A 24,981-nucleotide genomic window follows, 5' to 3' on the forward strand; every position below is an offset into this window, starting at 1 on the left:
GCGACGCAAACCATCAAAGGAGACACGACCATGGCAACGCAACTCGCTGCGCGGCGCTGGTGGATGATCATGCCGATCGTCTTTATCACCTACAGCCTGTCCTACCTCGATCGCGCGAACTATGGCTTCGCGGCGGCGGCCGGCATCAATCACGATCTGGGGATCAGCCAGGGGCTGTCGTCGTTGATTGGCGCGCTGTTCTTCCTCGGCTATTTCTTCTTCCAGATTCCGGGCGCGATCTACGCAGAACGCCGCAGCGTGAAGAAGCTCGTCTTCATCAGCCTGGTGTTGTGGGGGATGTGCGCGGCGCTCACGGGCGTCGTGAGTGACATTCCCTCGCTGCTGGCGATCCGGTTCGTGCTGGGCGTGGTTGAGGCGGCCGTCATGCCCGCGATGCTCATCTACATCAGCAACTGGTTTACCAAGCAGGAACGATCGCGCGCGAACACGTTCCTGATTCTCGGCAATCCCGTGACCGTGCTCTGGATGTCGGTGGTGTCGGGCTACCTCGTGCGCGAGTTCGGCTGGCGCCATATGTTCATCGCCGAGGGCGTGCCCGCCATCATCTGGGCCGTGTGCTGGTGGTGCCTGGTGCAGGACAAGCCCGCGCAGGCATCGTGGCTGAGCGCACAGGAAAAGCGCGACCTGGAACAGGCATTGGCGGCGGAGCAGGCGGCCATCAAGCCGATGCGCAACTATGGCGAGGCTTTCCGCTCGCCTGTCGTCATCAAGCTGTGCGCGCAGTATTTCTGCTGGAGCATCGGCGTCTACGGCTTCGTGCTGTGGCTGCCATCCATCGTGAAGAACGGCTCGTCGCTCAGCATGGTCGAAACGGGCTGGCTGTCGGCGCTGCCGTATCTGGCTGCCACCATCGCGATGCTCGTGGCGTCGTGGGCGTCTGACAAGGTCGGTTCGCGGCGCGGTTTCGTTTGGCCGTTCCTGCTAGTGGGCGCTGCGGCGTTTGCCGCATCGTATGGACTTGGGTCAACGCATTTCTGGATGTCGTACGCGTTGCTCGTCATTGCCGGTGCGGCGATGTATGCGCCGTATGGCCCGTTTTTCGCCATCGTGCCGGAGCTGCTGCCGAAGAACGTCGCGGGTGGCGCGATGGCGCTGATCAACAGCATGGGTGCCCTCGGTTCGTTTGTTGGCTCGTACTTCGTGGGCTACCTGAACGGTGCCACCGGCTCGCCGCTTGCGTCGTACGCATTCATGAGCGCCGCGCTTTTGGCAGCCGTGATCTTCACGCTCTGCGTCAAGCCGCAACCGCGTGATGTTTACGCGCTTGCCCACCCCGTGCCTGGAAAATGAACTGATGAAACCTCTTGTCGTTGCCTACAAGCCGTTGCCTGACGATGTCGCGGCCCAGTTGCGCGAGCATGTCGAACTCGTGCAGGTCGACGGCGCTGCGGCGTTGACCGAGGCGCTTGCCCACGCCGAGGGCGCGATCGGTGCAAGCCTGAAGATCACGCCGCAGATGCTCGACCGCGCGCCCCGGCTCAAGGCGTGGTCCACGATCTCTGTGGGCTATGACAATTTCGACGTGCCTGATCTCACGCGTCGTGGCATTGCGCTGGCGCACACACCGGATGTGTTGACCGAGTCGACCGCCGATACCGTGTTCTCGCTGATTCTCGCGTCGGCGCGTCGCGTCGTGGAGCTTGCTGAGTGGGTCCGGGCAGGCAACTGGCAGCGCAGCATCGGCCCCGAGCTCTATGGCACGGACGTTCACAGCAAGACGATCGGCATCGTCGGACTGGGCCGCATTGGTGCGGCAGTGGCTCGCCGCGCAGCGCTGGGTTTCCGAATGCGTGTGCTGTACACGAACCGGCATCCGCATCCCGAGGCCGAAGCGGATTACGGCGCGTGCCGCGTGCCGCTCGACACGTTGCTGGCCGAAGCCGATTTTGTTTGCCTGCAGGTGCCGCTGACGCCTGAAACGCAGCACCTGATCGGCGCGGAGGAGTTGGCGAAGATGAAGCGCAGCGCGATCCTGATCAATGCGTCGCGTGGGCCCGTCGTTGACGAGGCAGCGCTCATCCATGCATTGCGCAACGGCACCATCCGGGGCGCGGGGTTGGACGTGTTCGAGCACGAGCCGCTGCCCGCCGACTCGCCACTGCCGGTGATGAAAAACGTGGTTGCATTGCCCCATATCGGCTCCGCAACGCACGAGACGCGACACGCCATGGCCCGCTGCGCCGCCGACAACCTGGTCAAGGCGCTGGCCGGCACGTTGCGTGAGAACCTGGTCAATCCGCAGGTGCTGGAGCGTGCCCGCACTTCATGAGTCGAATGCCGGGATTGCGCTATGATCCTCGCACCCTGGCTCCGGCCCCTCGCGCCGACGGACTGTTCTGAAGCGCATCGTGACTGAACTCCCATCCTCTTCCTCGCGCCCTGCGACCATCACCGACGTGGCCCGCGAAGCGGGAACCGGCAAGACCAGCGTGTCCCGCTATCTGAATGGCGAGACACAAGTCCTTTCCGAAGACTTGCGACAGCGCATCGAAGCCGCCATCCAGCGGTTGAACTACCGGCCCAACCAGATGGCGCGCGGTCTCAAGCGCGGCCGCAACCGCCTGCTCGGCATGCTGGTGGCTGATCTGACCAATCCTTATACGATCGAAGTGCTGCAAGGCGTGGCGGCGGCCTGCCACGCGCTCGGCTACATGCCGCTCATCTGCCACGCCGCAAACGAGGTCGAGATGGAGCGCCGGTTCGTCCAGTTGCTGACGACGTACCGGGTCGAGGGATTGATCGTCAACGCGCTCGGTGCAGAAGAGGCTGTGTTGCGCCCGCTGCGGGGCGGCGGCATTCCTGCCGTGCTGGTGGATCGCACGGTCGAAGGGTTCGACGCCGACCTGGTGGGCCTCGACAACCGCAACGCCGTCAGATTGGGTGTGCAGCATTTGCTGGGTCAGGGTTTCGATTCCATCCAGTTCATCGTGCAGCCGTTTGCGCAGGTCAGTTCACGGCGTGAGCGCGAACTCGCCTTCCGAGAAACGATGGCAGCGCACGGGCGTCCAGCGGAGCCGACCGTGGTGCTGGACCCAACCGATCCGGCGTCAGTCGAGCGTGCGCTGGCAGAGATCGATGCACGCATCGACACAGTGCACCGGCAGGGCGGAAAGCGACTGGCGCTGTTTATCGCCAACGCGCCGGTTGCGCTCGTCGTTGCGCGGCATCTGCGCACGCAATTTGGCCCGGCTTGGCAGGAGCGGGCGGCGCTGCTGTCGATCGATGATCCGGAATGGGCGGAGTTGATCGGCATCACCACGATTCGGCAACCGACATACGACATCGGTTACAAGGCAGTCGAATTCGTGCATGAGCGCATCGAAGGCGTGAGCGGGGATGCGCGAGTCGTGTTGCTGCCGGGTACGCTGGTCGAACGTGCGTCGACAGCGCATTCGGTGGAGGAGGCGTCATGACGTTGCGCCTGTATCTTGCCGGGCCGGACGTTTTCCGACCGGAGCCCGTCGCACACGGCGACACACTCAAGGCGTTGTGTGAGGAGTTCGGCTATATCGGCCTGTATCCGCTCGACAACTCCATCGCACCCCAGGCCAATGGCCCTGCGACCGCCGCGGAAATCTACCGCCAGAACATCGCGCTGATCGATTCAGCCGACGCCGTGCTCGCCAACGTCGCGGATTTTCGCGGCTACGAACCCGATTCCGGCACGTGCTTTGAAATCGGCTACGCCATTGCCCGTGGCAAAGACGTGTGGTGCTACAACGTGCCCGCCGAGCCACTCTTGGGGCAGGTGCCGAACACCAACGGCAACGATGCAGATGGCTGGGCCGTGGAAGATTTCGGCCTGCCGCGCAACCTCATGATTGCTTGCAGCTGCCGCCTCGTCGTGGGCGATGTGCGCGTGTGCCTGGAGCGCATGCGCGCGCACTACGCATAGTCGTGCGCTGGATATGCGGTTGCGGATTGCTTCCTTCGGAGCAGTCGAGGCCGTCCACTTCGCACCAGGCTGCCCCGACAAATATCGGCGCACACTGCATAGCACGACCATTGAAGGGGATGTGTCGGTTTAGGCGCCGTTCGTCTACAGCCCGGCCTCGGCCAGACGAGCATCAATACTCGCCAGCGTCAACGTCTGCGCAAACAGCCGCGTGAGCGATTGGCTCGCGTACTGCGGTACTTCGTCCGCCGTGGTCCAGCGGTATGCATCCATCTCGGGGATGAGCCGGCCGGTGTGATAGCTGTTGAACATCGACGTGCACTTCAGCGTGTCGAGCGCAACTTCCGCGCGGCGCAGGCGCGTGGCGAACAAGTGGAGCTCCTTGTCACGGCGATAGGGAAAGCGGCCCAGTTCGATCAGTGCGTGGCTGTCGAGCACGAGGCCGGTTTCCTCGCGTGTCTCGCGCAGGGCGGCGTCGCGGTCGTTTTCGCCCGGGTCGGGGGCGCCTTTGGGGATGTCCCAGTGGCGCGTTTCTGTGGCGTGGGCGAGGAGAACGTCGCCGTCTTCGTTGAGCAGGACGATGCCGCAGGATAGGGCGATCGGCATGTTATTTCGCTCCGACGCGTTGCGTGATGCGTGCAGTCAGCAATTGGTGCTCGCGGCTGAATAGCCGGCGGTAGGCCAGCAGGACGGCCGCGACGGTCCCCAGCCCCGAAGACGCCGCCAGCAGGAACATGATGACGATCTGGTAGCGCACGGCCTCCAGCGGCGACTGCCCCGCCAGCACCTGGCCCGTCATCATGCCGGGCAGGCTCACCACGCCCACGACGGTCATCTGATTGATGATCGGCGTCATGCCGGCGCGCACGGCCGTGCGTGCGGCATTGCGAGCGGCCTCCCAGCGTGTGCCACCCAGCGCAAGAATTGTCTCCACTTGGTCGCGCGTGGCAGTGAGTTCGCCGGTCATTCGCTCCAGCGCAAGGCCCACGCCGGTGAGCGTGTTCCCCAGGATCATCCCCATGATCGGGATCGCGTATTGCGGCTCATACCACGGCCGCGCATGCAGTACGGCCACCAGCCCGATCGCTCCGATCAGCCATGTGCTGCCGAAGACCGACAACGTGCCATCCAGCCGCAGGCCCGCATAGCCGCGCGCGCCCCGGCTGCCGGTCGCATGGCCGGCAATCAACGTCATGACAGCCACGATGCCCAGCACCACCGGCCAATGCGCGTGCGCGAATACCCATTCCAGCACGAAGCCTACCGCCAGCAACTGCACGACGGTGCGCAGGGCTGCCCAGGCCAGGCGTCGCTCGAGCCCAAGCCCCAGCCCGATGGACAGCGCGCCGTTCACGAGGATCAGCGCAGCCGCAATGCCGACCCGCCAAGCGGAGAGCGAGAGGTCCTGCCCGTTCATCGCGTGGGCTCCGTGTCGAGCCGTCCGGCAACCATGCGCCAATGCCGATTGCCGATGCGTTCCGCCTGCGCCGGATCGTGCGTCACCCATATCCACGCATGCCGCTCGGGCGCCTGAGCGAACCAATGCTGCAAAAGCGCCTCAACTGCGCGTGCGGAGGCGGGGTCAAGGGCGGCTGTAGGTTCGTCAAGCAGCAGGACGGTCGGCCCTGTCTGCAGCGTGCGGACCAGCGCTGCGATCTGCGCTTCACCGCCGGAAAGATCGATGGCGTTCTTGTCTAGAAAGATGGCGTCGCGCTCGGCGCCCGCAAGCAGGGCGATGGCGGCGTCGCGATCGAATCCGGTGCTATGTCGCCGCGCATGTAGGCCGTATGGCATGTGCAGGTTGTCTTCCACTGTGCCAGAGAGCAACGCGGGGCGCTGACGCACGTACGCCACCTGGCAACGATAGGCCGGAACCGCGCGCGGTCCGATCACTTGGCCATGCCATGTCACCTGCCCGCCATCGAGCGGATCGAGCAATGCCAGCGCGCGCAGCAGCACGCTTTTGCCCGCACCTGAGGGCCCGGTCAGCGCAATGCGATCGCCGGCCTGCACGGCAAGCGTGGCAGGTTGCAGCAGCGTGACACCGGTGCGTGCATCGCGGCGTTGGAGATGGGAGGCGGCCAGCATGGTGGGGCGAGTGTGTTGCGTACGGTACGGCATCAATGCGCCGCTTTTATGCATTATGCATATGAGCGGGGGCTGGGCTCCGCCGCCGTAATCCTGAACTCGCCTGCGCAGGCGCTGTGCCGTCGCCGCGTGGTTACGCCATCCGCGTGCCATGCGGAGTGGCCCCTAGCCCAAACGGACCAGCCTGAATGCGCTGACCGGTGGCCGATGTCGGACGAATCCGACATGCCATTCAGCAACGGGCGGGTCGCCATTTGCACATGCGAGGCATAGGATCGAAACATCACTAGAAGAAGCGACGGAGGGCGCCATGGAGACCGACAAAGTGCAAGTTGCCCACCCATGGTGGCAGCCGGGAGTCTTTGCTTCTGCGCCAGCCATTTTTCTCTGGGTCTGCGCGGAGTTGCCTCCCGATATGCTGGGCGCCATCTTCCATGCGGGCACGTCACCCGATTCCCTTCGACATGTTGGTGACACGCTGTTCGTGATCGGCTGGACCGCCAGCGGCGCGCTGATGTGGCACGGCCGGCGGCGCATCGGGCGTGACGCGGACGTGACAGTGCAACCAGCTCCCGCCGCGGTGGGTGCAACGGAGCAGCCGCACGGGCTCGCTGGTTTGCGCCAGAACATGGCCCGGCGCTGGGAGCGCATGCGCCATCCGATTCCGCTGCACTGATATTGCGCTGCCACAAACGAGAAAGGCCGGATTGCTCCGGCCTTTTTTGGCGGGCGGGTAGCCCTTTCAGGAGGTGCTGCCCGGGATGATCTCGTTAGCATCGGCATTAGACGCGGGCGTTGGCGCACTGACCGGCTCGCCTTGTGCATCCTGCCATTTCTTGTAGCCCCACCAAGCCGCTCCCGCCACGATCCCCACCTTGCCGAGCTTGCGCGTGATCCGACCGATGAAGGTGCGGCGCAATCCTGCATACGCGAGCGACAGGGCGGTGCCCACCAGCGGATATTCACGCGCAATGCCCAGCGCCCGCATCAGGCCATTGGGGCGCGCCAGCGGGCGGATGATGTTGGGTAGCAACGCGCCAAGGCCGCCCAGGCTGAAGGTACGGCTGGTGGCGCGATGTACATCGTTGCGGGCCTGGGCGTAGTCGTAGCGCTCCAGCGCAGCGCGTGTCAGTAGCAATTCCTTGCGGACGCTTAGCGGCAGGCGCGTTTCGGCACCGCGGCGTGACGGCCGCACATGATGTCGTGCACTCGATGCGGGTTCGTTCATTGACGGGCCTGGCGATGGCGTGTGTTCGGTCGGATCGGTCATCTGCGCAGGATCTCCCGGTCTTTGTCGAGTTCGGCCAGCGTGGCCTCGAACAGTGGCGGTGCGTTACGCAGGAGCGAGCGTACCTTCCACAGGCACGCCGCCGCGCCCAGCGCATACAGCGTGGCCATCACGGCAAGGGACTGCCAGCGATACGTATCCCAGCACAAGATGACCACCAGCGCCGTCAGCGTCATGATGGACAGGCCGATCAGGCTCACGGCCAGCATGCCCAGGAAAGCCGTGCCGAGCAGCCGTTCTTTTTCTTCAGCCAGTTCGACGCTGGCCAGCTCGAGCCGCGTCTGCAGCATCGAGACGACCGTGCCGGCCAGTTTCTTTAAGGAAGCGAACAGCTTTGGGCTGGTGTCGTCGGTCATGAGGTGTTGAGAGGGTGCTAGGCCAATGGCGCCACTGCGGACGCAGCACGCGCCATGCCCGGAATGGGCCGCCAAAATGCAACTGGCCGATGGCGCGATCCACAGGGCGCGCGCCATCGGCCAGAAAGGCTGCTGCGGGTTACTTGCGGTTGAGCAGCAGGCCGATCAGCAGGCCCACGCCGGCCGCCACGCCCACGGCTTGCCACGGATGATCGTGGACGTAGTCATCGGTAGCGCGTGCGGCAGCCTTGCTCTTGTGGACGACCGCGTCTTGCAGGTCCTGCGCCTTTTCCTTGGCTTGGCGGAGCATGCCCATGCCGCGTTCGCGCAGTTCGGCGGCTTTTTCGCCGCTGCTGGAGGCAGCTTGTTTGAGCAGGGTTTCAGCGTCGGACAGTACAGTCTTCACGTCGGTCATCAGTTTCTCCTTATTGACGGAATCGGCCAGGTTGGGGGAAGTGTTCGTCATGGTCGGGTCCTCGGTGTCGGGGGTAGTTCAATCGTCAATATCTTGGCGCGCTTATTCGCTAGCATATGTGTGAGCGCTGCGAAACTTCAAGCGCTCGCGTCGCGCGCACTGCGATGGATCAAGGCTTCGGTCATTGTCCGGCAATGTGCGCACGCCTTCCACCCTGTTGTCAGCAAATGCCGCGCCTAATGACGAAAAGTGATGTTGTTGTGAATTTATAGTCGTTTTGGTTGGATGGCAATCTGGCTATAGTGGTTCCCAATCTGTGTATGGAGGACACGATGTCTCTACGTTTGGGCGATATCGCCCCTGATTTCGAGCAGGATTCCAGTGAAGGCCGCATCAAGTTTCATGAGTGGCTGGGCAATAGCTGGGGCGTGCTTTTTTCGCACCCGGCCGATTACACGCCGGTCTGCACCACCGAACTGGGCCTGACCGCCAAGCTGAAGGATGAATTTGCCAAGCGCAATGTCAAGGCCATTGCGCTGTCGGTCGATTCGGTCGAGTCGCATAAGGGCTGGATCAACGACATCAACGAGACGCAGAACACCAGCGTCAACTTTCCGATCATTGCTGACCCCGATCGCAAGGTCTCGCAGCTGTACGACATGATCCATCCGAATGCGAGCGAGACCTTTACCGTGCGTTCGCTGTTCGTGATCGATCCGAACAAGAAGATCCGCCTGACGATTACGTATCCGGCCTCGACGGGGCGCAATTTCAATGAAGTGCTGCGCGTGATCGACTCGCTGCAGTTGACCGACAGCCACAGCGTGGCCACGCCGGGCAACTGGCAAGACGGCGACGACGTGGTCATCGTGCCGTCGTTGAAGGACGAGGAAGTCCTCAAGCAGAAATTCCCGAAGGGCTACAAGGCGGTGCGGCCGTATCTGCGCCTGACGCCGCAGCCCAACAAGTGACCGTCTCCTTGGTAGTGTGATTGCCGCCCGGCCCTGTGCCGGGCGTTTTTTGCGTTGGATCCTGAACCGGTTCCTAGGCAAAACAAAACCGGCCAGCCCTTTCGGGTCTGGCCGGTTTGTCTTTTGTGAAGACGGTTCAGTGTGCGATCAGATCGCCCAGCCGCCTGCGTAGAAGGCCACCAGCGCGCCGGCAATCGCCACGGTGCCGATGTTCAGCTTGCGCCATTCGCCGGCCACCAGGCGGCCGATCACCAGCGTGCTGAAGCCGAGCATGATGCCGGTGACGATGTTGCAGGTCAGCACGATGAACACGGCACAGACCAGGCCAGACAGCGCGTCAACCATGTCGTCCATGTGCAGCTTGCTCACGCTGGAGAGCATCAGCAGGCCGACATACATCAGCGCCGGGGCCGTAGCGTACGACGGCACCAGGCCGGCCAGCGGCGAAAAGAACATCACCGCCAGGAACATCACGCCGACCACGACAGCCGTCAGGCCCGTCTTGCCGCCTGCCGCCACGCCAACCGTCGACTCAATGTAAGCCGCTGCCGGAGCACCACCGAAGAACGCCGAGAAGATCGAGCTGATCGAATCGGCTGTCAGCGCGCGGCCACCGTTGATGATGTGGCCCTTGTCGTTGAGCAGACCGGCTTGGCCGGCCACGGCGCGGATCGTGCCGGTGGCATCGAACACGGCGGTCATCACCAGCGCCAGCACGCTCGGCAGCACGGCGGCGGTGAGCGCACCGCGGATATCCATTGCGCCGATCAGCGAGGCATGACCTGCAGCGGCGAGTGAGGGCACGGCGAACACGCCGGTAAACTTCACGGCCGGGTCAAAGATCAGGCCCAGGATCGAGATGGCGATGATCACGATCAGGATGCCGCCCGGCACGCGACGACGCTCCATGCCGAAGATGGCGGCCAGACCCAGCACCGACATCATGACCGGGAAGGCGGTCACGTGGCCCAGCGCAACAGGCAGGCCCTCGCCCGCGTTTTTGACCACCAGACCGACGTCGTTGGAGGCGATCAGCAGCAGGAACAGGCCGATGCCGATGCCCGTGCCATGCGCCACGCCCGAAGGCAGATTGCGCAGGATCCAGGAACGCACGCCCGTAGCCGAGATGGCGGTGAAGGCCACGCCCATGAGGAACACGGCGCCCAGCGCGATTTCCGGCGTCAGCTTTTGCCCAAGCACCAGACCAAAGGCCATGAACGCGGTCAGCGAAATTGCGCAGCCGATGGCGATCGGCAGCTTGGCCCACAGGCCCATCAGCAGCGAACCGAAGGCAGTGGTCAGACACACTGCGACGAAGACTGCGCTGGTATCAAAGCCGGCCTTGCCCAGCATGCCGGGCACGACAAACACGGCGTAGACCATTGCCATGAAGGTGGTGATGCCAGCCACGACCTCGCGCTTTTGCGTGCTGCCGCGTGCAGAAATCTGGAAGTAGCGATCAATGGCACGCGCATCGGCGATGCCAGCGGCGCCAAGTTCCGTCGACGACGGAATGGACTGTTCAGCCATGGTGGGTTTGTCTCCTGGCAGGACTCCGCGCCGGCCGATCTTGGTCGTCCGCGTAAGGTGCCCTGTTCTGGTTTTGATATCGGTACGGGTGCCTGCGTACGCGCGCCGGCATTCTCCAGACCGTTGTCTCGCGATTGGTTTTGTCGCGTGGCGCTGCAATCTGCGTGTGGATCGCGCGCTCGTTCTATCGGTGTGAGGGGCGTGCGGCCCAACAATCCGCCGACACTTGGACCGAAGCATAGACGCGCGCTACCGCCGATTCATGCGGCGTGGCGTATCCCGGTCATTTGCAAATTGGTATATCGCGAGGGAAGGAGAACAACAGTGCCCAGGACGGGCGAGAGGTGCGGCAGCGGGTGTGGCGAGTGGTGCACGAGTGTGCCCCAACTCGCCGGAAAAACAAAGCGCAATCAGAAGAAAGCCTGGATGCCGGTCTGTGCGCGGCCCAGGATCAGCGCGTGGATATCGTGCGTGCCTTCGTACGTATTCACCACTTCCAGATTCACCACGTGGCGGATTACGCCAAACTCATCGGAGATACCGTTGCCGCCCAGCATGTCGCGCGCCACGCGGGCGATGTCGAGCGATTTGCCGCACGAGTTGCGCTTCATGATCGACGTGATTTCCACCGCCGCAGTGCCTTCGTCCTTCATGCGGCCCAGACGCAGGCAGCCTTGCAGGCCGAGCGTGATTTCGGTCTGCATGTCGGCCAGCTTTTTCTGCACAAGCTGGTTGGCGGCGAGAGGGCGGCCGAACTGCTTGCGATCCAGCACGTACTGGCGCGCGATGTGCCAGCAAGCTTCTGCAGCGCCCAGGGCGCCCCACGCGATGCCGTAGCGCGCCGAGTTCAGGCACGTGAACGGGCCCTTGAGGCCGCGCACGCCCGGCATCAGGTTTTCTTCCGGCACGAACACTTCGTCCAGCACGATTTCACCGGTGATCGACGTACGCAAGCCGACCTTGCCATGGATGGCAGGTGCCGTCAGACCCTTCCATCCTTTCTCGAGGATGAAGCCGCGGATTTCGTCCTCGCCGTTGTCATTCGGCAGCTTGCCCCACACGACAAAGACATCGGCGATGGGCGAATTGGTGATCCACATCTTGGCGCCCGACAGCGAGTAGCCGCCGTCGACCTTCTTGGCGCGCGTGATCATCGAGGCCGGGTCGGAACCGTGGTTCGGCTCGGTCAGGCCAAAGCAGCCGATCCACTCGCCGGTTGCCAGCTTGGGCAGGTACTTCTGCTTTTGCGCTTCGCTGCCGAATTCATAGATCGGCACCATCACCAGCGACGACTGCACGCTCATCATCGAGCGATAGCCCGAATCCACACGTTCAACTTCCCGCGCGATCAGGCCGTAGCTGACGTAGTTCAGGCCGGGGCCGCCGTACTGCTCGGGAATCGTGGGGCCCAGCAGGCCCAGCTCGCCCATCTCACGAAAGATCGATGCGTCGGTTTTCTCATGCCGGAACGACTCCAGCACGCGCGGCATCAGCTTGTCTTGGCAGTACGACGCGGCGGCGTCGCGCACCATGCGCTCGTCGTCGGTCAGTTGTTGGTCGAGCAGCAGCGGGTCGGCCCAATTGAAGGCATTGCGAGCAGTCACAGCGGTAGTCTCCGAGTCTTTGTTGTTCCGATATGCGGAACACAGTTTCGAAATTTAGAGCTATCATAGCGCAAGCATCGACAATTTCCAGGGCTTTTTTGCCATGAGCACAACCCGTCTCCCTGACCCCGAATTCGATACGGCGCCCGCCGAGTCGAGCGACCCGAATTTCGTCACGGCACTGGCGCGCGGGCTGGAGCTGCTGCGCGCATTTCGCCCGGGCGACACGCTGCTCGGCAACCAGGAATTCGTGCGGCGCACGGGCTTTCCCAAAGCCACGGTCAGCCGACTGGCCGGCACGTTGGTCTCGCTCGGCTACCTGCGTTACGACGAGGCCCTCGGCAAATACGGACTCGACGCCGGTGTGCTCGCGCTCGGGTTCGCCTATCTGGCATCGAGCGACGTGATCCAGCTCGCGCGGCCGCACATGAGCGCATTTGCGCAGCGCTTTGGCGTGTCGATCTCGCTAGGCAAGCGCGATCGGCTGGACATGGTGTATCTGGAAACGATCCGTCACGACAGCCCCTCGATGAGCGGGTCGTCCGGGCTGGGCGTGGGCTCGCGGCTGTCGCTGCTGTCGAGTTCGATGGGACGGGCGTATCTGGCTTCGTTGCCTGCAGCGCGGCGTGAGCGCTTGTACGAAGCACTGCGCACGCAGCAGCCGGCGCAGTGGGCGGCAGAAGGTGCCGCAGCAGATGACGCAGTGAAAGCCGGCATACGCAATGGCTACGCCGTATCCTTGCGCGACTGGCATCCAGCCATCCACGCGTGCGCGGTGGCGTTCTTCGCGCCGAGCCAGCGCGAGCCCTACGTGGTGAGCTGCAGCGCGCCTTACACGGCCGCCGACGCAGAGCGCATTCGCGACGAGCTGGCCCCCGCGCTGAGAGAGTTCGCGGCAAGGCTCGGCCAAGTGGTCGAGCCCGCCTGAGCCACGTCGATCAAAGGTCGGTGCGCAGCTTCCAAAGCTCCGGAAACAACACGACATCCAGCATCTTCCGCAGGTAGCCGACACCCTCGGTGCCGCCCGTGCCGCGCTTGAAGCCAATCACGCGCTCCACCGTCGTCACATGTCGGAAGCGCCATTGCCGGAACGCGTCTTCCAGATCGACGAACTTTTCGGCCAGTTCGTACAGCTCCCAATGATGCGTCGGGTCGCGATAGACCTCCAGCCACGCTGCTTCCACCGAGGCGTTGTAAGTGACCGGGCGCGACCAATCGCGCTCGACGCAATCCGCGTCGAATACAAAGCCGTGGCGCGCCATGTAACGCACGGCCTCGTCATACAGCGACGGCGTTTCCAATGCAGCTTTGACCTGTTCGTAATGCTCGGTGCGGTGCGCGTGTGGCTTGAGCATCGCCGCGTTCTTGTTGCCGAGAATGAACTCGATCTCGCGGTACTGATACGACTGGAAGCCCGACGATTGCCCCAGGTGCGGGCGCATGGCCGAGTACTCCGGCGGCGTCATCGTGGCGAGCACGTTCCACGCCTGCACCAGCTGATCCATGATGCGCGAGACGCGCGCCAGCATCTTGAATGCGGGCGGCAGGTTGTCATTGCGCACGCAATCCCGTGCGGCACGCAGCTCGTGCAGCATCAGCTTCATCCACAGCTCGGTAGTCTGATGCTGGACGATGAAGAGCATCTCGTTGTGATCGGGCGAGCGCGGGTGTTGTGCGTTCAGGATCTGGTCGAGCGCGAGGTAGTCGCCATAGCTCATCGATTTCGAGAAATCGAGCTGTGCGTCGTGCCAGCCTTCGTTCTGGGCGGCATGCATGGGGCAGCCAGATGCTGCGGGTTGATTCGGGTTCGACATCTCAGGTCACCAGCGTACGTTCGTTGAATTGGGCCGATTGCCATGCGCCGGTCTCCAGCACATCGCGCAGCACCTCCACGGCATCCCACACATCGGCAAAGCTCGTGTACAGCGGCGTGAACCCGAAACGCATGATGCGAGGCTCGCGGTAGTCGCCGATCACGCCTCGCTCGATCAGTGCCTGCACCACGGCATAGCCGTTGGGGTGTTCGTAGCTGACGTGACTGCCGCGGATGGCGTGCTCACGCGGCGTGACGAGCGTGAGCGGGAAGCCTGCGCAGCGCGTTTCCACCAGCGTGATGAAAAGGTCGGTGAGCGCGAGCGATTTGGCCCGCAGCGTGGTCATCGACGTCTGGGCGAAGATGTCGAGCCCGCATTCCACCATCGCCATCGACGTGATCGGCTGCGTGCCGCAAAGGAAGCGGCCAATGCCGGCATCGGCGTCGTAGCGCGACTCCATCGCGAAGGGCCGAGCATGGCCCCACCAGCCCGACAGTGGCTGCCAGAAGCGCTCGCGCAGCGCTGGAGCCACCCACACGAAGGCTGGCGAGCCCGGGCCACCGTTCAGGTATTTGTAGGTGCAGCCGATGGCGTAATCCGCGCCGCCTGCGTGCAGGTCCACGGGTACCGCGCCGGCCGAATGCGCAAGATCCCAGACGGCCAGGGCGCCGTGCTTGTGCGCCAGCGCAGAGACGGCCGCCATGTCATACATGTGCCCGCTCTTGTAGTTGACGTGCGTGAGCATGGTGACGGCGACGTCGTCGCCCAGCGCGCCCTCGAGTTCCTCCGGCGAATCGATCAGGCGCAGCTTGTAGCCGTCGCGCAGCAGATCGGCCAGTCCTTCCGCGATGTACAGATCGGTCGGGAAGTTGTGCGTTTCCGAAACGATGATCTTGCGGTCTGGCGCGTCTTCGCGCTGCACGCGAATCGCTGCGGCAAGCACCTTGAACAGGTTGATCGACGTGGTGTCTGTGACGACGACTTCGTCTTCGCGCGCACCGATCAGCGGCGCCAGTTTGTTGCCGAGGCGGCGCGGCAGTTCAAACCAGCCGGCTTGGTTCCAGCTGCGGATCAGGCCGTCGCCCCATTCGCTGGCGACGACTTCCTGCGCGCGGGCGAGGGCAGCTTTCGGGCGTGCGCCGAGCGAGTTGCCGTCCAGATAAATCACGCCGTCGGGCAGCGCAAAGGCGTCGCGCAGCGAGCCGATCGGATCGGCCGCGTCGCGTTCGAGGCAGGAGTTGCGGGTGATTGTCATGTGAGTGCGGGGGCGAAAAATCGGTTGGGGTTCTGTCGTCGTATCGATCAGGGCAGGCTGCGCAGCACAGCGCGCACCGGGCTTGCATCGAGGGTGGCGAACTTAAGGGGCAGGGCGATCAGTTCGTAATCGCCGGCAGGCACGTCGTCGAGCACCAGTCCTTCGAGGATGGCGAGGCCGTGTTTGCCGACGGCGTGGTGCGCGTCCATGGTCTTGGAGGTTTGCGGGTCGAGCGAGGCGGTGTCGACGCCGATGAGCTTGACACCGTGAGCAGCGAGAAGCGCGATGGTTTCGGGCGCAACGGCGGCAAAGTTGTCGTCCCACGCGTTCTGCGGCATGTGTGCATACGTGCGCAGCAGCACGCGCGGCGGCGTGTCGGTCAGCGCTTCACGTATGTGTTCCGGCTCGACGCGCGCCATGCCCACGCAGTGAATGACGCGGCACGGCCCAAGGTAAGCGTCCAGCGGCACGTGCCCGATGGCAGCACCGTCGGCGCGGTAGTGCAGCGGCGCGTCGGCATGCGCGCCCGTGTGCGGCGAGAGCGTGATGCGCCCGACGTTGACTGGGCAGTCGCCTTCCAACTTCCACGCAATTTCCTGCGAAAACGGCGTGTCGCCGGGCCAAGTGGGCGTGGCGGGCGATAGGGCGGGGCTGATGTCCCACAAAGTGCGTTCCAAGGCGGCTCCAGGGCGGAAAATTCGTTGAATCCGTGCCGAAATGATAGGGAAAACCACGCGCAATGGGTGTGCATAATCGTGCGTGCTATCTCGTTGAATTCGCATAAAATTCAACATATACAAGAAATCACGCAAAGAACGACGACAGATGCAACTCGATACCACCGATCTGCGCATTCTGCAGGTATTGCAGGAAGACGGCCGCATCAGTAACCAAGACTTGGCCGAGCGCGTGGCGCTGTCGCCGTCCGCTTGCCTGCGGCGTGTGCGGATGCTGGAAGAGGGTGGTGCCATCACCGGCTATCGGGCGCAGCTGGGGCGCGCGGCACTCGGGCTGGAACTCGAAGCCATCGTGCAGGTGTCGATGCGTCAGGACGTGACGGGCTGGCACGAGACGTTCATGGCTGCGGTGCAGAGTTGGCCCGAGATCGTGGCCGCTTACATCATCACCGGGGATTGCAACTACATCCTGCGCGTGCAGGCGCCAAACCTGCAGCACTACTCGGAGTTCATCATCGAGCGGCTGTACAAGACGCCCGGCGTGATGGACATCCGCTCCAATATCGTCCTGCGTACCATCAAGGACCGCGATGGCGGCCTTGCGCTGCTGATGGAAGCGCGTGGCGTGCGCCCGCTGGAGGGCGGGGCGGCGAGCAAGCGAGGGAAGGCAAAGTAGACGCTAGCGCAGGAGTTTCTGACGAGAATCAATCCCCTACTGCAAGCATGCGCAGATAGTGGCCCCTGTGTTGTCGACCGGAGCGGGCCATGGCCAAGAAGTTTCCGCTGCATCCTGTGCACCCTGAGCGCATCTGCTGGGGCTGCGACAAGTATTGCTCCACCGACGCCCTGGGCTGCGGCAACGGCTCGGGCCGCACGCAGCACCCGGCCGAGTTGCTCGGCGACGATTGGTATGAATTCGGGGATTGGGGCATCGAGGCGGAAGCGCCGCAGAAGGCAGCCACTTCCACGTGACGTTACCGGCTTGTCAGTCGCCGATGCGCGTGAGCGACGAGAACGCGCCGCGATGGAACACCAGCGGTGCGCCATCCGCGTCGATCACGCCGCAGCGCTCGACTTCACCCACGAAGATGACGTGGTCGCCCTCGTCATATCGGCTGCGGTTATGGCACTCGAACCACGCCAGCGATTGCGCGAGGATCGGCAGGCCAGTTGGGCTCAGGCGATAGTCGATGTTGGCAAAGCGGTCGCCTTTGAGCGTGGCGAAGCGCTTGCACAGGTCCAACTGCTCGGCCGCCAGGATATTGATGACGTAGTGCGAGCCGGCGTGGAATAGCGGAAACGAATTGGCCTGCGTGCCCAGGCTCCACAGCACCAGCGGTGGATCCAGCGACACCGAATTGAACGAGCTGGCCGTTACGCCTACGAACGCCGGCGTGCCCGGTCGGCCTTCCGAGCGCGTGGTAACCACCGTCACCCCAGTAGCAAACTGAGAGAGCGCTCGCCGGAAGTGCGCGGCGTCAAAATCGGGCGGGGTGGCGCGGCCATGTGGGCGTCGATGTGACGACGCCTCGCGCGCGGAAGATTCCGGGGCGCGCGCATCCATGGGAATGGCTCCGTGTTGGTCCATGAAAACTACCGAAAGTAATACTCAATTGTAACGGACGCCCGATAGGCCGCGTCAGGGTAGGGCTTTGCGTGGTCCTGCGATCACAAGACGGTGCCTGTGTCAGGATTAGTGTCTTCGGCCGACCAATGGCAGCCTAATCAACCGCAGGAGAATCCGAATGACTGAACAACGCGCCCTTGAGACCGCCATTCTGGGCGGAGGCTGCTTCTGGTGCCTGGAGGCCGTGTTCCAGCAGGTGCAAGGCGTGCAAAGCGTGGTGTCCGGCTATGCCGGCGGCCATGTCGATCGCCCGAGCTACCGTGCCGTATGCAACGGCAACACTGGTCATGCCGAAGTGGTGGCCGTGAAGTTCGATCCGGCCGTGATTCCGTATCGCGAGATTCTCGACATTTTCTTCGCCATTCATGACCCAACCACCGTGGATCGCCAGGGCAACGATGTCGGTCCGCAATACCGTTCAGCCATCTTTGCGCAAACGCCCGAGCAATTGGCGACGGCGCGCACGGTCATTGCCGAACTCGGCGCCAGCGATATTTTTGAAGCGCCCATCGTGACGGAACTGGTGGATGCCGCTGACGGCAAGGTGACCTTCTGGCGCGCGGAAGACGAGCACCAGAACTACTTCCGCGACCACCCGGCGCAAGGCTACTGCGCGTTCGTGATCTCGCCCAAGGTGGCGAAATTCCGCAAGCAGTTTGCGCACCGCTTGCAGGGTTAGGAGATGGCGCCGAGGCTAAGCTGCGTCCACCGGTAGGCGCGCGGCAATGGCCTCGGCCAGTTTGATACACGACAACGGGGACGATCCTTCCGCCTTGTTGCTGACCAGGATCGTCACCTTGCGCCCGGCCGCCAGCGCGGCAACCGCCATGTCGGCCAACGTCTCGCGCGAGAACGGGTCTTCATCGACGAGCTTGTTGAACGGTTTGTACGCCGCTTCGGCTTGCGCGTAGCGATAGCGGCTATTCAGGTTCCAGCGCACCACCAGCGGGCCGCCCGCGCCCTCATCCAGCAACGCGACGGCGGCGGCTTGCCGGTCCACCGCTGGCATCCGCTCATGCAGGCCGACGCAATAACGCACGCCAGCGGCGCGCAGCATCTTGATCAAGCGTGGCGTGAGCAGCGTGGCGTCGCGCAATTCCACCGCGTAGACGGCATCGGGATTGAGTTGCGGATCGAGCGGCGGCAGGGCGGTCAGGAAAGCCTCGAGCCGCTCTACAAAGCCAGTGGCATCTTCGGCCAGCGCGCCCAGCGGCGAAAGCTGAAACACCAGCGGCCCGCATCGCGTCCCGAGCCCGCGGGTGGCAGGCTCAACAAAATCGCGAATCGCAAATTCAGCATTCAGGAAGGCGGGATTGGCCATGCGCCCGCGCCCGTCCGATTCCCGAATCCACGCATCGCATACGGCGGAAGTTGCCTTGACTGCAAAGCGGAAATCTTCCGGCACGCTGGCCGCATAGGCGACGTAGTCCGCCAGCGGAATCGGCGAATAGAAACCGCGATCGATGCTGACCGTGCGCAGCAGCGGGTGCTGGGCGTAAGCCGCCAGGCCCTTGCGCGCGAGTATGGATTCGGAATATTCGCCCGCATACACCAGCCCGTCCCACCCCGGATACGACCACGACGAAGTGCCAATGCGCAGGCCGCGCGGCAAGCGTTGCGCGAGTTCGGCCACTTCGGGTGCGACCGCGGCTGGCAGAACGCCCTGGCGGGTGGGGGAACGTTTGGTTTTCGGAGCGGACTTGTCTGGTTCGGCGGCCGCGCTGTCGCTGGGTACGGGCGGCGCGCCGAACAGATCGTCGATGGGGGAACTGGCGGTCAAATGGTTACGCGTAAATATAGCGGCGCGACCACGGGATCGACGTCGCCGACTTGCCGGCCTTCTGCAGCACGGTCTGGAAGATCGAGATTTCGTCTGCGTCGAAAGCGTGCGCGCAGCCGGCCAGGTAAACGCGCCAGATACGGTATTTTTTCTCGCCCACCATCGCGCGGATGGTCTCGCCGTTGGTCTCGAAACGCTCGGCCCAGTGCTCGAGCGTGCGCGCATAGTGGCGGCGCAGGCTTTCAACGTCAAGCGCCTCCAGGCCGCCATCCTGCGCGGCGCTCAACGCCAGCGAGATGTGCGGTAGTTCACCTTGCGGAAAGACGTAGCGATCGATGAAATCGCCGCCGCCCAACGAGCTTTCGCCGCCGGCCGTGTCAGAAGACGTGATGCCGTGGTTCATGGCGACGCCGCCGTCGGCCAGCAGATCGTGTATGCGGCGGAAATACCCGGGCAGGTTCTTTCGGCCGACGTGCTCGAACATGCCGACGCTCGTGATGCGATCAAACTGGCCGGTGAGGTCGCGGTAGTCCTGGATGCGGATTTCGATCTGGTCTTGCAAGCCGGCCGCCCGCACGCGTTCGGTGGCAAGCTCGTACTGGTTTTGCGACAGCGTCACGCCCAGGCAGCGCGCGCCGTACTTCTGCGCGGCACGCAGCACCAGCGCGCCCCAGCCGCAGCCGATATCGAGCAGCGTTTGCCCGGGCTGCAAGCGGATCTTGGTGAGGATGTGGTCGATCTTCTTGAGCTGCGCCTCGTCGAGCGTTTCATCGCCATTTTCGAAGTAGGCGCAGGAGTAGACCATGTTCTGGTCCAGCCACAGCTTGTAGAAATCGTTGGAAACGTCGTAGTGATACTGGATCGCTTCCTTGTCGCCTTCCTTCGTGTGGGCGAAGTGGCGCACCACGCGGGCCAGCGCGTTTCCACTGCTGACCGCAGCCGCAGAAGCCAGGCTGTAGCTCACGTTGATGATGTCGGCCAGCTTGCCGTCCAGATCGATCTTCTCCTGAACGTACGCCTCGCCAAGGTTGTTGAGCGTGGGGGACAGCAGCAGCGGCAGAGCGCTCGCTTCGCGCACGGTGAGCGTGACGCGGGGCTGCTCGAAGCGGCCCAGTTCGTATTGGTCACCGTTCCATAACCGCAGGCGTAAAGGAAGGTCGGCAGACTCGCGGATGTCCCGGATCCACTGTTCGAGTTTGCGGTCAATCGCCTGTTGGAAAAACATGTCGACGCCTCCCTGATGTGCAGGTGTTCGAGGCGGCCATCGGATTGCAGCCCGAACGGATCACATTAGCTTACGACAAACTTTCCCATTGTGCTGTGCGGGTCTTAGCGGGCGCGTGCCGAGCCAATCATCCGCAGCAAGCGCCGTGCCGGTATGACGCGATGCGCAATAACGTGTTGCGCATCTGCTCGCCCGGCTACGGGGCGAGGCGGACGATCGTCCAGCTGCCGTCCGCCTGTTTCCGGTACTCCAGCCGGTCGTGCAAGCGTGATGGGCGGCCCTGCCAGAATTCCAGCTGCTCCGGCAGCAGACGGTAGCCGCCCCAGTGCGGCGGGCGCGGCGGAGCGTCGCCAAAGCGTGCGCGATATTCGGCTTCGCGGGCCTCCAGCGTGGTGCGGTCGGGCACTTCGCTGCTCTGCTCCGACGCCCACGCCCCCAACCGCGAGCCCAGCGGGCGCGAATGGTAATAGGCGTCGCTCTCGGCGTCGCTCACTTTTTCGACGATGCCCTGGACACGCACTTGCCGCTCCAGCCCAATCCAATGGAACAGCAGCGCGGCGCGCGGGTTGGCGGCCAGTTCTTCGCCCTTGTGGCTGGCGTAGTTGGTGAAGAAGGTGAAGCCGCGTTCGTCCAGGTTCTTGAGCAGCACGATGCGGGCGGAGGGCTGGCCCTGCGGGTCCACCGTGGCGAGCGTCATGGCGTTGACTTCAGCCACCTCGGACTTCAGGGCCTCGTCGAACCAGCGGCGGAACTGGCGCAGGGGGTTGGTGTCGACGTCGGCGATGTCGAGCGAAGCGCGGGCGTAATCGGTGCGGATATCGGCAATGGAGGTCATGAGCGTGGTGGAAGCAGCATGCGAACGGGCCGAGTATAGACAAACGCGGCCCGTCGTCCTTTGCTCGCGCGCAAGGGCTGGCACGGTTTGCGCTTGGGGCGGGGTGCTGGCGATCTGTCCCGCGCCGCCTATATTGGCTAGTCAAGGGCGTCAGGCTGCGCCGCCTGCCATGTTCCCCACAAAAATTTCAACAGGATGTCGAAATGGCCCCCCGTTCCCATTTTCCCGACACCGCCGCCGGCCTGACGCGCCGCCAGTGGCTGCAAGGCACGCTGGCATTGGCTGCGGCCGGGCTGGCGGGCTCGCAGGCGCTGCGTGCGATCGCCCAGGCCCCGACTGAATCGCTGGATGCGTTCATGGCGTTGTCACAGGCGCTGACGGCGCGGCCGGCGCTGGATCGCGGCGTCGGCACGCGGTTGCTGGCGGCGCTGGGCAAATCCAGCGCCGACTTTGCCGCGCAATTGCGGCCACTGGCGCAGGCATTGGCGGCGGGCTCGCTTTCCGATGCGCAGCAGAAGACCGCGCTGCAGATTCTGGAAGCGTGGTACCTGGGCGTGGTCGACGGCAATGTCGTCACGTACGAGCAGGCGCTGATGTATAGCGTGGTCTCCGACACGCTGGTCATCCGCACGTATTGCCCCAACCAGCCCGGCTTCTGGGCCGAGCCCCCCGTCGAGAGGCAAGCCTGATGGCCGATACCCAACAAGCCGATATCGTGGTGGTGGGCTCCGGCGTGGCCGGGGCGCTTGTGGCGTACGAGCTGGCGCGTGCGGGCAAGTCGGTGCTGATGCTCGAAGCGGGTCCGCGCCTGCCGCGCTGGGAGATCGTTGAGCGCTTCCGCAACCAGGCCGACAAGATGGATTTTATGGCGCCGTATCCATCCACGCCCTGGGCACCGCACCCTGAATACGGGCCGCCCAACAACTACCTCGTGCTCAAGGGCGAGCATCAGTTCAACTCGCAGTACATCCGGGCGGTGGGCGGCACGACGTGGCACTGGGCTGCATCGACGTGGCGCTTTTTGCCAAATGATTTCAAGCTGCGCAGCGTGTACGGCATCGCGCGCGACTGGCCGATCCAGTATCAGGATCTGGAGCGCTATTACGGCTTGGCCGAAGAGGCGCTGGGCGTATGGGGGCCGAACGACGAAGATTTGGGCTCGCCGCGTAGCCAGCCTTATCCGATGGCGCCGCTCCCGCTCTCGTTCAATGAACGCACGATCAAGGAAGCGCTCAATGCGCACGACGCGAGCTTCCACGTGGTGACCGAACCCGTGGCGCGCAACAGCCGCCCGTACGACGGCCGCCCGACCTGCTGTGGCAACAACAACTGCATGCCGATCTGCCCGATCGGCGCGATGTACAACGGCATTTTTCATGTGGAGAAAGCCGAGCAGGCCGGCGCGCGGCTGATCGAAAACGCCGTGGTTTTCAAGCTCGAAGTCGGTCCCAACAAGCGCATCGTGGCCGCGCGCTACAAAGACTCGAAAGGTGCCGAGCACCGCGTGGAAGGCAAGTGGTTCGTGCTGGCCGCCAATGGCATCGAAACGCCCAAGCTGATGCTGATGTCGACGAGCCAGGATTTTCCAAAGGGCGTGGGCAACAGCTCCGATATGGTGGGCCGCAACCTGATGGACCACCCCGGCACCGGCGTGAGCTTCTATGCCGACCGCAAGCTATGGCCGGGGCGCGGGCCGCAGGAGATGACGTCGCTGATCGGCTTTCGAGATGGGCCTTTCCGCGCCACGCAGGCTGGCAAGAAACTGCACCTGTCGAATATCTCGCGCATCGAGCAGGAGACGCAGCGCATCTTCAAGGAAGGCAAGCTCATCAAGCCCGCCGACCTGGATGCGCGCATCCGCGACCAGGCTGCGCGCTACGTGCAGTTCGACAGCTTTCACGAGATTCTCCCGCTGCCCGAGAACCGCATCGTGCCGAGTGCGACGGAAGTGGATGCCATCGGCATTCCGCGCCCCGAAATCACGTACCACATTGACGACTACGTCAAACGCAGCGCGGTCCATACGCGAGAGGTCTACGCGACGGCAGCGCAGGTGATGGGCGGCACCGATGTCGAATTCCACGACGACTTTGCGCCCAACAACCACATCACCGGCGCGACCATCATGGGTGCCGATCCGAAAGACTCCGTGGTCGACAAGGATTGCCGGACGTTTGACCACCCGAACCTGTTCATCAGCAGCAGTTCCACCATGCCGACCGTGGGCACCGTCAACGTGACGCTGACCATCGCGGCGCTGGCGCTGCGCATTGCCGACCAACTGAAGAAGGAGGCGTGAGATGAAATCGACCGCTTCTTTCTCGATGCTTTTGCTGGCCGGCCTCGTGGCGAATGCCTGGGCGAAAGACACACCGGCTGACGCCGCGCAGATCAAACGCGGTGAATACCTCGCGATTGCGGCGGACTGCGCGGCCTGCCATACGGCGCCCGGCGGCAAGCCCTTTGCCGGCGGCTTGCCGATGCAGATTCCGATGCTAGGCACCATTTACAGCAGCAACATCACGCCCGATGAGAAGACCGGCATCGGCAAATGGACCTACGAAGAATTCGAGCGCGCCGTGCGAAAAGGCGTGGACGATGCCGGCGACAATCTGTATCCGGCCATGCCGTATCCGTCGTACGCGAAGATCAACGATTCGGACATGCGCGATCTCTATGCGTATTTCCACAACGGCGTGACGGCCGTGCAGAACGATCCGCCACCGAGCACGATTCGCTGGCCGCTGAACATGCGCTGGCCGCTCAAGCTGTGGAACCTCGTTTTCCTCAAGAGCGAGCCGTACACCCCGAAGGGTGACAAGTCGCCGACGTGGAATCGCGGTGCGTACCTTACGCAAGGCCTCGCGCATTGCGGCACGTGCCATACGCCGCGCGGCTTCGCCATGCAGGAGAAGGCGCTGGACGAGCGCGGCAGCGGTTATCTGTCCGGCTCAACCCTCGCGGGCTGGACGGCATTCAACATCACGTCGGACCCAACGAGCGGCATCGGCGCGTGGAAACCTGAGCAGCTCGTCCAATATCTGCGCACCGGCAGCGTCCCCGGCGTGGCACAAGCCGCAGGGCCGATGGGCGAAGCGGTGCAGCACAGCTTTTCGCGGATGACGATGCAGGACGTCCAGTCCATCGCCGAATACCTGCGCACCGTGCCAGCGGTAAGCAACAACCTTGAACGCGCACGGCAGGATTGGGGCAAGCCCGCCACCGATGTGACGGCGCTGCGAGGCAGGCCCATCGAAACCACGATTGATGCTGCGCGTCTGTACCTTGGCAATTGCGCCACGTGTCACCAGGCCGATGGACGTGGCACGCCCGACGGCTATTACCCGCCGCTGCTGCACAACTCAGCGGTCGGCACGCGGGACACAACCAACCTCGTGCAGGTGATGTTGTTCGGCATTGAACGCAAGGCCGGCGACAAGCACATCGGCATGCCGGCCTTCGGGCGTCAGTTGTCCAATGAACAGCTCGCCGCGCTGACGAACTACGTCACGCGCCAGTTTGGCGATCCGGCCACACCGGCGGTAACGGCAGAAGCGATCGCAAAGCGGCGTTCAGCGAAGTAGCGGCGATGGTGCCGGC

At 63.7% G+C, this 24,981-nt stretch carries 28 protein-coding genes; 13 read left to right on the forward strand and 15 right to left on the reverse strand.

What is annotated here, in order from left to right:
* The first annotated feature begins 30 nt into the window (after positions 1-30).
* From NKG59_RS10030 to NKG59_RS10045, 4 genes are all read left to right on the forward strand, one after another.
* On the forward strand, positions 31-1,311 hold the full coding sequence (locus NKG59_RS10030; RefSeq protein WP_253536603.1) for an MFS transporter: 1,281 nt from the start codon (positions 31-33) through the stop codon (positions 1,309-1,311).
* Between the two features lie 4 nt (positions 1,312-1,315).
* Positions 1,316-2,290 carry an NAD(P)-dependent oxidoreductase gene (locus NKG59_RS10035; protein ID WP_253536604.1) on the forward strand — a complete coding sequence of 325 codons (975 nt, stop codon included), beginning with the start codon at positions 1,316-1,318 and terminating at the stop codon, positions 2,288-2,290.
* A 79-nt stretch (positions 2,291-2,369) separates the two neighbouring features.
* Complete coding sequence (locus tag NKG59_RS10040; protein WP_253536605.1) at positions 2,370-3,434, forward strand: LacI family DNA-binding transcriptional regulator; 1,065 nt, start codon at positions 2,370-2,372, stop codon at positions 3,432-3,434.
* A complete protein-coding gene (locus NKG59_RS10045) occupies positions 3,431-3,916 on the forward strand; it encodes a nucleoside 2-deoxyribosyltransferase (protein WP_045204577.1) in 486 nt (161 codons plus the stop codon). Before NKG59_RS10040 ends, NKG59_RS10045 begins: the two co-directional genes overlap by 4 nt.
* 144 nt (positions 3,917-4,060) lie before the next feature.
* Here the strand turns inward: NKG59_RS10045 and NKG59_RS10050 are convergent, their stop codons facing one another.
* Genes NKG59_RS10050 through NKG59_RS10060 form a run of 3 tightly spaced genes read right to left on the reverse strand, consistent with a single transcriptional unit; the run spans position 4,061 to position 6,004 of the window.
* A complete protein-coding gene (locus NKG59_RS10050) occupies positions 4,061-4,522 on the reverse strand; it encodes an NUDIX hydrolase (RefSeq protein WP_253536606.1) in 462 nt (153 codons plus the stop codon).
* Position 4,523: 1 nt separating this feature from the next.
* On the reverse strand, positions 4,524-5,333 hold the full coding sequence (locus NKG59_RS10055; RefSeq protein ID WP_045204573.1) for an ABC transporter permease: 810 nt from the start codon (positions 5,331-5,333) through the stop codon (positions 4,524-4,526).
* A complete protein-coding gene (locus NKG59_RS10060; protein WP_045204690.1) occupies positions 5,330-6,004 on the reverse strand; it encodes an ABC transporter ATP-binding protein in 675 nt (224 codons plus the stop codon). The genes NKG59_RS10055 and NKG59_RS10060 overlap by 4 nt, the downstream gene beginning before the upstream one ends.
* Positions 6,005-6,314: 310 nt before the next feature.
* Between NKG59_RS10060 and NKG59_RS10065 the strand changes: the two genes are divergently transcribed.
* The gene (locus NKG59_RS10065) at positions 6,315-6,680 is read left to right on the forward strand and encodes a hypothetical protein (protein ID WP_045204572.1); all 366 of its coding nucleotides are present in this window, start codon (positions 6,315-6,317) and stop codon (positions 6,678-6,680) included.
* 66 nt (positions 6,681-6,746) lie between these two features.
* Here NKG59_RS10065 and NKG59_RS10070 read toward each other — a convergent pair whose 3' ends face one another.
* The 3 genes from NKG59_RS10070 to NKG59_RS10080 form a co-directional block, all read right to left on the reverse strand.
* Positions 6,747-7,274 carry a DUF3318 domain-containing protein gene (locus tag NKG59_RS10070; protein ID WP_045204571.1) on the reverse strand — a complete coding sequence of 176 codons (528 nt, stop codon included), beginning with the start codon at positions 7,272-7,274 and terminating at the stop codon, positions 6,747-6,749.
* The gene (locus NKG59_RS10075) at positions 7,271-7,648 is read right to left on the reverse strand and encodes a phage holin family protein (protein ID WP_253536607.1); all 378 of its coding nucleotides are present in this window, start codon (positions 7,646-7,648) and stop codon (positions 7,271-7,273) included. Before NKG59_RS10075 ends, NKG59_RS10070 begins: the two co-directional genes overlap by 4 nt.
* Positions 7,649-7,787: 139 nt before the next feature.
* Complete coding sequence (locus NKG59_RS10080; RefSeq protein ID WP_009238780.1) at positions 7,788-8,114, reverse strand: ElaB/YgaM/YqjD family protein; 327 nt, start codon at positions 8,112-8,114, stop codon at positions 7,788-7,790.
* Positions 8,115-8,395: 281 nt separating this feature from the next.
* On the opposite strand from NKG59_RS10080, the gene NKG59_RS10085 reads away from it, so the two are divergent.
* A complete protein-coding gene (locus tag NKG59_RS10085; RefSeq protein ID WP_024976341.1) occupies positions 8,396-9,034 on the forward strand; it encodes a peroxiredoxin in 639 nt (212 codons plus the stop codon).
* Positions 9,035-9,181: 147 nt separating this feature from the next.
* Here NKG59_RS10085 and NKG59_RS10090 read toward each other — a convergent pair whose 3' ends face one another.
* Both NKG59_RS10090 and NKG59_RS10095 read right to left on the reverse strand, forming a co-directional pair.
* On the reverse strand, positions 9,182-10,564 hold the full coding sequence (locus tag NKG59_RS10090; protein ID WP_024976340.1) for an NCS2 family permease: 1,383 nt from the start codon (positions 10,562-10,564) through the stop codon (positions 9,182-9,184).
* Between the two features lie 410 nt (positions 10,565-10,974).
* A complete protein-coding gene (locus tag NKG59_RS10095; RefSeq protein WP_045204570.1) occupies positions 10,975-12,168 on the reverse strand; it encodes an acyl-CoA dehydrogenase in 1,194 nt (397 codons plus the stop codon).
* 103 nt (positions 12,169-12,271) lie between these two features.
* Here NKG59_RS10095 and NKG59_RS10100 point away from each other — a divergent pair, with 103 nt between their 5' ends.
* Positions 12,272-13,096, forward strand: a complete 825-nt coding sequence (locus NKG59_RS10100; protein WP_253536608.1) for an IclR family transcriptional regulator — start codon at positions 12,272-12,274, stop codon at positions 13,094-13,096.
* A gap of 10 nt (positions 13,097-13,106) precedes the next feature.
* Here NKG59_RS10100 and kynA read toward each other — a convergent pair whose 3' ends face one another.
* The 3 genes from kynA to kynB are packed head-to-tail and all read right to left on the reverse strand — an operon-like array spanning position 13,107 to position 15,914.
* The gene (kynA, locus tag NKG59_RS10105; RefSeq protein WP_414708560.1) at positions 13,107-13,943 is read right to left on the reverse strand and encodes a tryptophan 2,3-dioxygenase; all 837 of its coding nucleotides are present in this window, start codon (positions 13,941-13,943) and stop codon (positions 13,107-13,109) included.
* A gap of 40 nt (positions 13,944-13,983) precedes the next feature.
* Positions 13,984-15,237: a kynureninase gene (gene kynU / locus NKG59_RS10110; protein WP_253536610.1), complete on the reverse strand. Its 1,254-nt coding sequence runs from the start codon at positions 15,235-15,237 to the stop codon at positions 13,984-13,986.
* A 47-nt stretch (positions 15,238-15,284) separates the two neighbouring features.
* Positions 15,285-15,914, reverse strand: coding sequence for an arylformamidase (gene kynB / locus NKG59_RS10115; RefSeq protein WP_253536611.1), 630 nt, complete (start codon positions 15,912-15,914; stop codon positions 15,285-15,287).
* 148 nt (positions 15,915-16,062) lie between these two features.
* Between kynB and NKG59_RS10120 the strand changes: the two genes are divergently transcribed.
* Both NKG59_RS10120 and NKG59_RS10125 read left to right on the forward strand, forming a co-directional pair.
* On the forward strand, positions 16,063-16,590 hold the full coding sequence (locus NKG59_RS10120) for an Lrp/AsnC family transcriptional regulator (RefSeq protein WP_024976334.1): 528 nt from the start codon (positions 16,063-16,065) through the stop codon (positions 16,588-16,590).
* Between the two features lie 89 nt (positions 16,591-16,679).
* A complete protein-coding gene (locus NKG59_RS10125; RefSeq protein ID WP_024976333.1) occupies positions 16,680-16,886 on the forward strand; it encodes a DUF3079 domain-containing protein in 207 nt (68 codons plus the stop codon).
* A 13-nt stretch (positions 16,887-16,899) separates the two neighbouring features.
* Here the strand turns inward: NKG59_RS10125 and NKG59_RS10130 are convergent, their stop codons facing one another.
* Complete coding sequence (locus NKG59_RS10130; RefSeq protein ID WP_253537475.1) at positions 16,900-17,478, reverse strand: flavin reductase family protein; 579 nt, start codon at positions 17,476-17,478, stop codon at positions 16,900-16,902.
* Positions 17,479-17,659: 181 nt separating this feature from the next.
* Between NKG59_RS10130 and msrA the strand changes: the two genes are divergently transcribed.
* On the forward strand, positions 17,660-18,220 hold the full coding sequence (msrA, locus tag NKG59_RS10135; RefSeq protein ID WP_253536612.1) for a peptide-methionine (S)-S-oxide reductase MsrA: 561 nt from the start codon (positions 17,660-17,662) through the stop codon (positions 18,218-18,220).
* Positions 18,221-18,235: 15 nt separating this feature from the next.
* Here msrA and NKG59_RS10140 read toward each other — a convergent pair whose 3' ends face one another.
* The 3 genes from NKG59_RS10140 to pdxH form a co-directional block, all read right to left on the reverse strand.
* Positions 18,236-19,321 carry a DUF72 domain-containing protein gene (locus tag NKG59_RS10140; RefSeq protein WP_253536613.1) on the reverse strand — a complete coding sequence of 362 codons (1,086 nt, stop codon included), beginning with the start codon at positions 19,319-19,321 and terminating at the stop codon, positions 18,236-18,238.
* 4 nt (positions 19,322-19,325) lie between these two features.
* Positions 19,326-20,546 (reverse strand): SAM-dependent methyltransferase, encoded by a 1,221-nt coding sequence (locus NKG59_RS10145; protein WP_253536614.1) that lies wholly within the window; start codon positions 20,544-20,546, stop codon positions 19,326-19,328.
* 196 nt (positions 20,547-20,742) lie between these two features.
* Positions 20,743-21,381, reverse strand: a complete 639-nt coding sequence (pdxH, locus tag NKG59_RS10150; protein ID WP_045204560.1) for a pyridoxamine 5'-phosphate oxidase — start codon at positions 21,379-21,381, stop codon at positions 20,743-20,745.
* Between the two features lie 203 nt (positions 21,382-21,584).
* Between pdxH and NKG59_RS10155 the strand changes: the two genes are divergently transcribed.
* Genes NKG59_RS10155 through NKG59_RS10165 form a run of 3 tightly spaced genes read left to right on the forward strand, consistent with a single transcriptional unit; the run spans position 21,585 to position 24,965 of the window.
* Positions 21,585-22,070, forward strand: coding sequence for a sugar dehydrogenase complex small subunit (locus NKG59_RS10155; RefSeq protein ID WP_045204559.1), 486 nt, complete (start codon positions 21,585-21,587; stop codon positions 22,068-22,070).
* On the forward strand, positions 22,070-23,680 hold the full coding sequence (locus NKG59_RS10160) for a GMC family oxidoreductase (RefSeq protein ID WP_253536615.1): 1,611 nt from the start codon (positions 22,070-22,072) through the stop codon (positions 23,678-23,680). Before NKG59_RS10155 ends, NKG59_RS10160 begins: the two co-directional genes overlap by 1 nt.
* A 1-nt stretch (position 23,681) precedes the next feature.
* Positions 23,682-24,965, forward strand: coding sequence for a cytochrome c (locus NKG59_RS10165; RefSeq protein WP_253536616.1), 1,284 nt, complete (start codon positions 23,682-23,684; stop codon positions 24,963-24,965).
* The last annotated feature ends 16 nt before the right edge of the window (positions 24,966-24,981 follow it).

Source organism: Ralstonia chuxiongensis (genome assembly GCF_024158925.1).
Taxonomy (GTDB): domain Bacteria; phylum Pseudomonadota; class Gammaproteobacteria; order Burkholderiales; family Burkholderiaceae; genus Ralstonia; species Ralstonia chuxiongensis.

Coding starts and splice junctions, on each gene's coding strand:
- msrA (WP_253536612.1), top strand. CDS start 17,660: ATGACTGAACAACGCGCCCTTGAGACCGCCATTCTGGGCGGAGGCTGC.
- NKG59_RS10060 (WP_045204690.1), bottom strand. CDS start 6,004: ATGCTGGCCGCCTCCCATCTCCAACGCCGCGATGCACGCACCGGTGTC.
- NKG59_RS10125 (WP_024976333.1), top strand. CDS start 16,680: ATGGCCAAGAAGTTTCCGCTGCATCCTGTGCACCCTGAGCGCATCTGC.
- kynA (WP_414708560.1), bottom strand. CDS start 13,943: ATGCATGCCGCCCAGAACGAAGGCTGGCACGACGCACAGCTCGATTTC.
- NKG59_RS10080 (WP_009238780.1), bottom strand. CDS start 8,114: ATGACGAACACTTCCCCCAACCTGGCCGATTCCGTCAATAAGGAGAAA.
- NKG59_RS10075 (WP_253536607.1), bottom strand. CDS start 7,648: ATGACCGACGACACCAGCCCAAAGCTGTTCGCTTCCTTAAAGAAACTG.
- NKG59_RS10030 (WP_253536603.1), top strand. CDS start 31: ATGGCAACGCAACTCGCTGCGCGGCGCTGGTGGATGATCATGCCGATC.
- NKG59_RS10070 (WP_045204571.1), bottom strand. CDS start 7,274: ATGACCGATCCGACCGAACACACGCCATCGCCAGGCCCGTCAATGAAC.
- NKG59_RS10165 (WP_253536616.1), top strand. CDS start 23,682: ATGAAATCGACCGCTTCTTTCTCGATGCTTTTGCTGGCCGGCCTCGTG.
- NKG59_RS10100 (WP_253536608.1), top strand. CDS start 12,272: ATGAGCACAACCCGTCTCCCTGACCCCGAATTCGATACGGCGCCCGCC.
- NKG59_RS10045 (WP_045204577.1), top strand. CDS start 3,431: ATGACGTTGCGCCTGTATCTTGCCGGGCCGGACGTTTTCCGACCGGAG.
- NKG59_RS10050 (WP_253536606.1), bottom strand. CDS start 4,522: ATGCCGATCGCCCTATCCTGCGGCATCGTCCTGCTCAACGAAGACGGC.
- NKG59_RS10160 (WP_253536615.1), top strand. CDS start 22,070: ATGGCCGATACCCAACAAGCCGATATCGTGGTGGTGGGCTCCGGCGTG.
- NKG59_RS10090 (WP_024976340.1), bottom strand. CDS start 10,564: ATGGCTGAACAGTCCATTCCGTCGTCGACGGAACTTGGCGCCGCTGGC.
- NKG59_RS10085 (WP_024976341.1), top strand. CDS start 8,396: ATGTCTCTACGTTTGGGCGATATCGCCCCTGATTTCGAGCAGGATTCC.
- pdxH (WP_045204560.1), bottom strand. CDS start 21,381: ATGACCTCCATTGCCGATATCCGCACCGATTACGCCCGCGCTTCGCTC.
- NKG59_RS10155 (WP_045204559.1), top strand. CDS start 21,585: ATGGCCCCCCGTTCCCATTTTCCCGACACCGCCGCCGGCCTGACGCGC.
- kynU (WP_253536610.1), bottom strand. CDS start 15,237: ATGACAATCACCCGCAACTCCTGCCTCGAACGCGACGCGGCCGATCCG.
- NKG59_RS10055 (WP_045204573.1), bottom strand. CDS start 5,333: ATGAACGGGCAGGACCTCTCGCTCTCCGCTTGGCGGGTCGGCATTGCG.
- NKG59_RS10065 (WP_045204572.1), top strand. CDS start 6,315: ATGGAGACCGACAAAGTGCAAGTTGCCCACCCATGGTGGCAGCCGGGA.
- NKG59_RS10120 (WP_024976334.1), top strand. CDS start 16,063: ATGCAACTCGATACCACCGATCTGCGCATTCTGCAGGTATTGCAGGAA.
- NKG59_RS10145 (WP_253536614.1), bottom strand. CDS start 20,546: ATGTTTTTCCAACAGGCGATTGACCGCAAACTCGAACAGTGGATCCGG.
- NKG59_RS10035 (WP_253536604.1), top strand. CDS start 1,316: ATGAAACCTCTTGTCGTTGCCTACAAGCCGTTGCCTGACGATGTCGCG.
- NKG59_RS10130 (WP_253537475.1), bottom strand. CDS start 17,478: ATGGATGCGCGCGCCCCGGAATCTTCCGCGCGCGAGGCGTCGTCACAT.